7 protein-coding genes are annotated in these 6,778 nt (G+C 56.6%); 6 read left to right on the top strand and 1 reads right to left on the bottom strand.

All coding sequences use genetic code 11. The annotated features are described in order from the left end of the window. The first annotated feature begins 306 nt into the window (after window positions 1-306). Together AC5DC2_RS16845 and AC5DC2_RS16840 are read left to right on the top strand one after the other, a co-directional pair. Window positions 307-1,266 (top strand): hypothetical protein, encoded by a 960-nt coding sequence (locus tag AC5DC2_RS16845; RefSeq protein WP_491699308.1) that lies wholly within the window; start codon window positions 307-309, stop codon window positions 1,264-1,266. Between the two features lie 32 nt (window positions 1,267-1,298). Then, entirely contained in the window at window positions 1,299-1,862 is a 564-nt protein-coding gene (locus AC5DC2_RS16840; RefSeq protein WP_491699310.1) for a hypothetical protein, read from the top strand. Between the two features lie 509 nt (window positions 1,863-2,371). Here AC5DC2_RS16840 and AC5DC2_RS16835 read toward each other — a convergent pair. Next, entirely contained in the window at window positions 2,372-3,172 is an 801-nt protein-coding gene (locus tag AC5DC2_RS16835) for an IclR family transcriptional regulator (protein WP_491699309.1), read from the bottom strand. Window positions 3,173-3,359: 187 nt separating this feature from the next. On the opposite strand from AC5DC2_RS16835, the gene AC5DC2_RS16830 reads away from it, so the two are divergent. The 4 genes from AC5DC2_RS16830 to AC5DC2_RS16815 form a co-directional block, all read left to right on the top strand. Beyond that, window positions 3,360-3,749, top strand: a complete 390-nt coding sequence (locus AC5DC2_RS16830; protein WP_024708758.1) for a hypothetical protein — start codon at window positions 3,360-3,362, stop codon at window positions 3,747-3,749. Window positions 3,750-3,807: 58 nt separating this feature from the next. Next, window positions 3,808-4,656, top strand: coding sequence for an alpha/beta fold hydrolase (locus AC5DC2_RS16825; RefSeq protein ID WP_024708759.1), 849 nt, complete (start codon window positions 3,808-3,810; stop codon window positions 4,654-4,656). 223 nt (window positions 4,657-4,879) lie between these two features. Beyond that, entirely contained in the window at window positions 4,880-5,650 is a 771-nt protein-coding gene (attM, locus tag AC5DC2_RS16820; protein ID WP_036237488.1) for an AttM family quorum-quenching N-acyl homoserine lactonase, read from the top strand. A gap of 127 nt (window positions 5,651-5,777) precedes the next feature. Beyond that, on the top strand, window positions 5,778-6,778 hold a 1,001-nt coding region (locus AC5DC2_RS16815), incomplete at its 3' end, for a substrate-binding domain-containing protein (RefSeq protein ID WP_491699307.1).

Here is a 6,778-nt window from a genome sequence, read left to right as displayed (position 1 = left end):
TTGAGGAAGCGACGGCGGCCGAAAAAATAGAAGTCCAAATTCGGGTGTCGGATTCAAAAAACCGACTTCTCGCGAGGCGATGTAAGTAATTTATTTTGCTGATCCCGAAAATCGGACAGAACGGCGTTTGCGTGTCGGACGATATCGCCTTTTATTTCAACACCTTACTGTTATTTTTGGGGAACCTTGACCGAAGGTTCGACTTTTTCGCCAAATAGCGTTAAAACTATTGACATCTATATATGGTTGCGACAATTCATTGAGACAGAGTGATTTAGGTGATCCACCGCGCTGAGCGTCTTCCTGTTGCCCTATGGAACTTTCTTTAAAATCAATTCGTCCGAGCATGACGCGTCAATATCGTGTGATCATCTGCTCATCGCGCTGACCTTTGCAACCCGGTGCCTCAATGACATGCAGGATATTGAAATCTCTTATGAAAAACGTCTTTCACCTCCCGAAGGCGAGCCCTGGCTCGAGACACGGGGTGGCCTGAAATACTGGCTGGTGAAACGCGAGCCGACGATCGGGCTGAAGACCTCGGTCCTCACCGAGGATCCCGGAATTTCAATGCACTCATATGGCGGTGGCGGGCGAGAGGACTATGGCAGCTTTCTGTTCTGCTACAAGGGATTTCAGATCGGCTTTATCGACCATGAATTGGGAGAGGCGTGCTGGCCGTTGCCGCCCAAGAGGCTCCCCGAAGACGTGGAGGAAGGACGGCGGACGGGAACCGTCATTCTGAGAATCACGGCTATCGGAACGCCGGTTTTCGATTGCTCCGCGCACTATGCGCGCGACCGGGACGGGAAACTGATCAAGGATGCTCGGGGTCGGTATGTCGGGAAGGGGCCGTACTACCGAGCCACTACGGATTACAGCAGGGCGCCAACGGACCTGACCGGCTTCAACTGGCAAGACTTCCTGGCCGAATGGCGATACCGGTTACGCAGATCGACGGGTTTCGGGAAGAAAAGCTCAGGTTATGTGACCGGTCTAAGCTGGAAAGACTACTGCGCGGGAAAGCGCGACCGCTTCCGTTCGCGCCGGCAACAGGAAGAAATGTTGTCGATCTGGCCGGATCTGTTCACCGGTATGAGGGGGCAGCTCGCAATACTCCGTCCGGGAGCGCGCAAGACGCTACCGAATGGGCGCCCGGTGCCAAAACGAGTGATGCGCTTTTCCGATGACGTCATCAGGCAATTCGAAGCGGGGGAACTGATCGATGGCACATGTGAAGAATCAGCAGAAATTAATCCTATATAAATCTCGGAAATAACATAAATGGTGACAATAAGGTGAAATTTAAATTAATTTTTACTTTACTAATATCTTGCCTTGCTTATTTTAGCTATCAATACTTTTTTGAACTTCGAGTTCGGAGAAATATTCCGGCGAGCATCAAGGTTGAGAATATCGAATATTATCACCGAGAATTTCTCAGGTGTACCGCTGCTGAAATTGATATATCTGACGATTACGAAGTCCATAGACACTTAATAACATTGTCAGAGAACGCGTTAAAATATCTTCGAAGAAAGAGAGAAGAGGAAAATATAGGCGCTTATGTATTCCCGGACGGGAAATTTGCTTACTTTTCCGATGCTTCTCTCATTGATGTTGCAAGTAGCATTGAAATAGCGGGCGATAGAAGGCTTGGGGAGCATATATCAAATCAAATATTCTCTGGCAGATCGTGCTTCCCTGAGAGGGGAGACAAGAAAGAGTATTTGAATTTTCGGAATAAATTCACCCAAGCTATGACTGACGATACAGGAATTGTCATCGTCGGCGAGGGATTTCTCGGTGGCGTTATGGTTCTGTTCCCTGATGACCGAAAATTGTTTTACTTTGGCCCATAGTGGGTTGGCGAAACCTCGTGCCAACAACATATGAGCCGACTGCTCCGCGTACGGGAATGGCAAGCCTCCTCAATTTAGCGGGGTTCGGTGGCAGAAACCACGCGGCCATTTTCAGTTTCCGAGCGGGTGGGATGCCGCAAATGCCCATGTCGGGCCGTTCGTGATTATATGTCCAAAGCCCCTTGTTCATGGTGAGGATTGGAGCATTTCGCAGTCAGATGGAAACATCTGACGTTAAGCGAAAATACGTCAAACAAATAGATAGAGCGGTTGCGCGTCTCCATGAAAGGCGCAACCGCGCTAGCGTCGCTCAAAGGCTCCAGGCTCGCACCCGGGCCGATCAACCTGACATCGCCGACCGGGGCCTGACCGGCAATACCCGTCGAGATCTCACGTCTAGATGTGAGCTTTCAGGAGGTTGTCCATTCGGACGCACAAAGACCGCTCCAACCGATTGAACCGACGCATCGCGTTTCCCGAAATTCAATTCCGATTTTCCGGCCGATGCGCTAGCCCACCCTCGTACGCCGGCTCGCTGCCCGTTCCAGATCGGCTCCCATGCGGGCGGATAGCCGCGTTGCAATACGTCTTACATTGGCGATGGTGCGTTCTCTGTCGATGAGTTCGTCGGCCCGAAGACTGACGGCGACCCCTGCGATCGGGAAGTTGCGTGAATCAAGAACCGACGCACCAAAACAGATAATGCCTTCGGCAACTTGCTGGTTGTCGACTGAGTAGCCTCTTTCGCGCGTCTCGCGCAGTTCCGCGAGCAACTGCTCAACGGTCTGGACGCTGGAGGACGTACGCGGCGGCGGCAGCCCGTCCGCATAGATCCTCTTGACTTCGAAATCGCTCATATGGCTCAGGAAGGCCTTTCCTGTCGCGGTAAAGGCTGCCGGAAGCCGCATGCCGGCGCGGAAATCGACAAGCGAATGGCTGATGTCCGAATTGCGCGCCGCGATGTAGACCACCTCATTGCCTTCGAGAACGGTAAGCGTAATTGTTGCACCCGGAAGCTCGGTTTCCCTGTCCCAGATCGAGGCGAACTCGGTGGCCACGTCGGACTGTTCCATAAAGGCGTTCGACCAGCGCATCAGATGGGGACCGAGCTGGTAGGTCTGGTCAGGGCGGCGGATCAGCAGTCCCAGTTCCACAAGCGTGCGGCACAGCATATGAACCGAGCTTTTCGCGATTCCAAGCTCGCGCGCGAGGTCTGACAGGTTGGGATAGCTTCGGTTTCTCGCCACCAGATCGAGTATGCGCGTCGCCCGCTCCACGGCGGGCACCAGTTTTGTCTGTTCTTGATCCATCGCCAATCAAATGCCGTTTCGCTCCAAATCATTCTTGACAACCATCAGAACAGATCATTATTGTTCTGTCTACTGAAAACAGTTCACTATAGCGAACTGTGGGCATGATTATGGACTGATTTCATAATCGTGATCGGGTCGGGATACGACCCGCGGGGCAGGCTATGTTGCTTTTGGGAGGGGGCGCATGGTGATGAGCAAGAGAGACTGGGCCATCCGCTTCGCGGAAGCGTCTGACGGCGATCGGACGATCGGCGCGATGGCGCGCTATTTCACCTGTACTTACCTTTGGGACATGGGCACCGCGAAGGTCATCATTCGCATGATCGACGGCAAGGTCAGCGAGATCAATATCGATCCCGCGCCGATGGATGCCTATGACTTTGCCTTGCGCGCCGGTCCTGCTACGTGGCGCGAATTTGCCAAGCCGATACCGGAGCCGATGTATCACGGCATCTGGTCGGCAAGCTTCCGGCGGGACCTGAAGCTTGAGGGCAATCTTCTCGTCCTCATGCAGAACCTGCGCAATTTTACCGTTCAGTTTGAACTGCTTCGCAAAGTCGGCGTGCCGGTCTGAGCCCGGCGCGCGCCCTGTTGTTGCGCCCGGTGCGCTTTCGAAACATACGGAGCCCTTTATGGCCAAGCATTCGCCTGTCATCGGACGTTATGTCACGATTGATGTCGACGGCTACGAGTACAAGGTCTTTTACCTGCGCAACGGCGAGGGCGTGCCGCTTGTCTGCCAGCATACCGCCGGCTGCCACAACCACCAATGGCGCGATCTTCTGGAAGATAGCGAAATCACGGCCGACTACGATGTGATTGCCTATGATCTTGCCCGTCACGGCAAGTCCGACCCGCCGCTCAACAAGGAGTGGTGGACGGAAGAATATCGGCTGACGACCGAGCACTATATGAATTTCATTACCGCGTTCTGCGATGCGCTCGATCTGGAAAATCCGATCTTCATGGGCTCTTCCTTTGGCGGCAATATCGCCTTGCAGCTCGCGCTCCATCACCCGGACCGTTTCCGCGCCGTCATCCCGGTTGAGGCCGCAGAGCATGCGCCCGGCTTCTTTCTCGACTGGTGGCGCCATCCGCATGCCAACGCTGCCCAGGTCTGCGCCTCCGGCGTATGGGACCTGATGGCGCCGCAAAGCCCGGACAAGGACCGCTGGCTCACCTGGCACTACTACACGCAAGGGTCCGAGGTTTTCAAAGGCGACCTCTATTTCTACTCCGTCGACCATGACCTGCGGACCAAACTTGGCGGTATCGATACCCGTCAGTGCCCGGTGATCATGATGACCGGCACCTATGACTATCTCACACCGCCTGATGCGACGGAGAACACCGCGCGGCAGATACCGGGCGGCATCTATATCGAGATGGAGGATATCGGGCATTTCCCGATGTCGGAAAACTATCCGCTTTTCGCCGTGTATTTGAAGGAAGCGCTGCGGCTCATCGAGGAACGCACATGAAGCGCGCACCACCGGGACACAGCAGCCAGCAGAAAATCGCGTCGGGGAAATTCGTATGAAGATCATTGAATTTGACGAAAAGGGACAGCGTCGGGAAACCCGGCCGGAAACGCTTTCGGGAAGCGGAACGGCCAGCAGTCTTGCGCCGCGTCCGGGCGTCCGGGCGCCTGCGGCCGATCGTTCGCGGCGCAGAGGCGGCAGTTCCTCGGGTATCGAGCTTCATATGTTCCAGACAGGAATTCTGAAGACCAAGCTCAAATTCATCAAGATGAACCAGGGGGAGAGCGATTTCGACATTCCCGTTCCGTGGTTTCTGATCAAGCATCCGGCAGGCAATATCGTCATCGACGGCGGCAATGCGATCGAGGCCGCGATCGACAAGCGGGCGCATTGGGGGGCGGTTGTCGACGCCTATGATCCGGTCATGGAGGTTTCGGAGAACTGCGCCGATCAGTGCCGCTCGGTCGGCGTCGACCCCGGATCGGTCCGCTACGTGCTGCAATCCCATCTCCATCTCGACCACACCGGGGCAATCGGCCATTTTCCGAACGCGCAGATCATCTGCCAGCGCGTGGAATATGACTATGCGTTCAACCCGCACTGGTTTGCCCGCGGCGCCTATATCCGCGCCGACTTCGACAGGCCCGGCCTCAACTGGAAGTTCCTCGGCGGGGAATACACCGACAATTACGATCTGTTCGGCGACGGCGCCGTCCGCATGATCTTCACGCCGGGTCATGCGCCGGGGCATCAGTCCTTTCTGATCACCTTGCCGAAAACCGGGCCGGTGTTGCTGACGATCGATGCCGCCTACACGCTCGACCACTGGGAAAACAAGGCCTTGCCCGGCCTTGTCCATTCGTCCGCCGACGCCGCGAATTCCGTGGCGAAACTGCGCCGGATCGCGAGCGACACGAATGCGATGGTGGTTACGGGACACGACCCCGACAACTGGCAGACCTTTTTGAAGGCGCCGCACGACTTCTATGACTGAGAGACTTCCGGGCTGAGGCCCGGCGGGAGTGATTGCAAGGCCGCGGCCGGCGGCCAGTAAGGAAGGGCCGGTCTGTTTCCGTTGAACTGCCGCACAGGTGGTCTGTGCTATCGAAGAGGAGGAACCAATGACTTTTTTGAGAACCCTGGCAATCGCCGTTGGCATGGCCGCGTCCTGTGCGGCTTTTGCACATGCCGGCGGCGTCGATTCTATCAATCCGGATGTCGCCAAACGCCTGTACAATCCCGACATGCTGGACCCGGCGCAGCCGGTGGCCGCAAGCCCGCTGCAGGATTTCAAGGCGAAGAACCCGCCGCCGTGGAAAATCGGCTATGCGTCGTCTTATGCCGGCAACACGTGGCGTGCCGGGGCGATGGACGAACTCCAGAACGAGATCATTCCGAAATGGAAGGAACTCGGCCTGATCAGCGATGTCGTGATCACGCAATCCAACCTGAATGACTCGACGCAGATCCAGCAGATGCGCCAGCTTGTCGACCAGGGCGTCGACGCCATTTTCGTGTGCTGCTCCAATCCCACCGCGCTCAACCAGACCGTACAATATGCCTATGACAAGGGCGTGCCGGTGTTCTCCATGACGGGCTATCTGACAGCCCCGTCGGCAATGAATTCCTCGGTCAACTATCAGGTTGCGGGCTTCGAGATCGGCAAGCGTCTGGCAGAGGAACTGGGCGGAGAGGGCAATGTCCTGGTCGTCGAGGGCATCCCCGGCACGTCCGGTTCCGACAGTCAGGATCGCGGCGTGAAAGCGGGGCTTGCCACCGCGCCGGGCATCAAGATCGTCGGCTCGGTCGCCGGCATGTGGACCGACCAGATCGCCCAGGGAGAAGTGCAGAAATGGCTGGCAACCCATCCGGGCAAGCTTGATGCCATCGCCGTCCAGTCCGCGGCTGAAATGGGTGTTCTGCGGGCGCTCAAGCAGTCCGGTCGCACCGGCGTCAAGGTCACCGTCGGCGGCGAACTGGGCGCGCTTTGCACCTGGCGCAAGAATCCGGACCTGATTGACGCCGCCGTTCAGACCTGGCTGTCGGCCGCGCGGGTGCACCCCCCACCCGGCACGCGTCTGCTCGTCGTTGCGCGCGGTGTTGTGCGCGATGCGCGCGTCGA

The organism is Martelella sp., from assembly GCF_984369615.1.
This window is presented reverse-complemented; position numbering and strand designations above follow the sequence as displayed.

What these genes read in the sequence shown, in the direction of transcription:
- AC5DC2_RS16825 (WP_024708759.1), top strand. Translation starts at nt 3,808, where the DNA reads ATGGCCAAGCATTCGCCTGTCATCGGACGTTATGTCACGATTGATGTC.
- AC5DC2_RS16830 (WP_024708758.1), top strand. Translation starts at nt 3,360, where the DNA reads ATGGTGATGAGCAAGAGAGACTGGGCCATCCGCTTCGCGGAAGCGTCT.
- attM (WP_036237488.1), top strand. Translation starts at nt 4,880, where the DNA reads ATGTTCCAGACAGGAATTCTGAAGACCAAGCTCAAATTCATCAAGATG.
- AC5DC2_RS16835 (WP_491699309.1), bottom strand. Translation starts at nt 3,172, where the DNA reads ATGGATCAAGAACAGACAAAACTGGTGCCCGCCGTGGAGCGGGCGACG.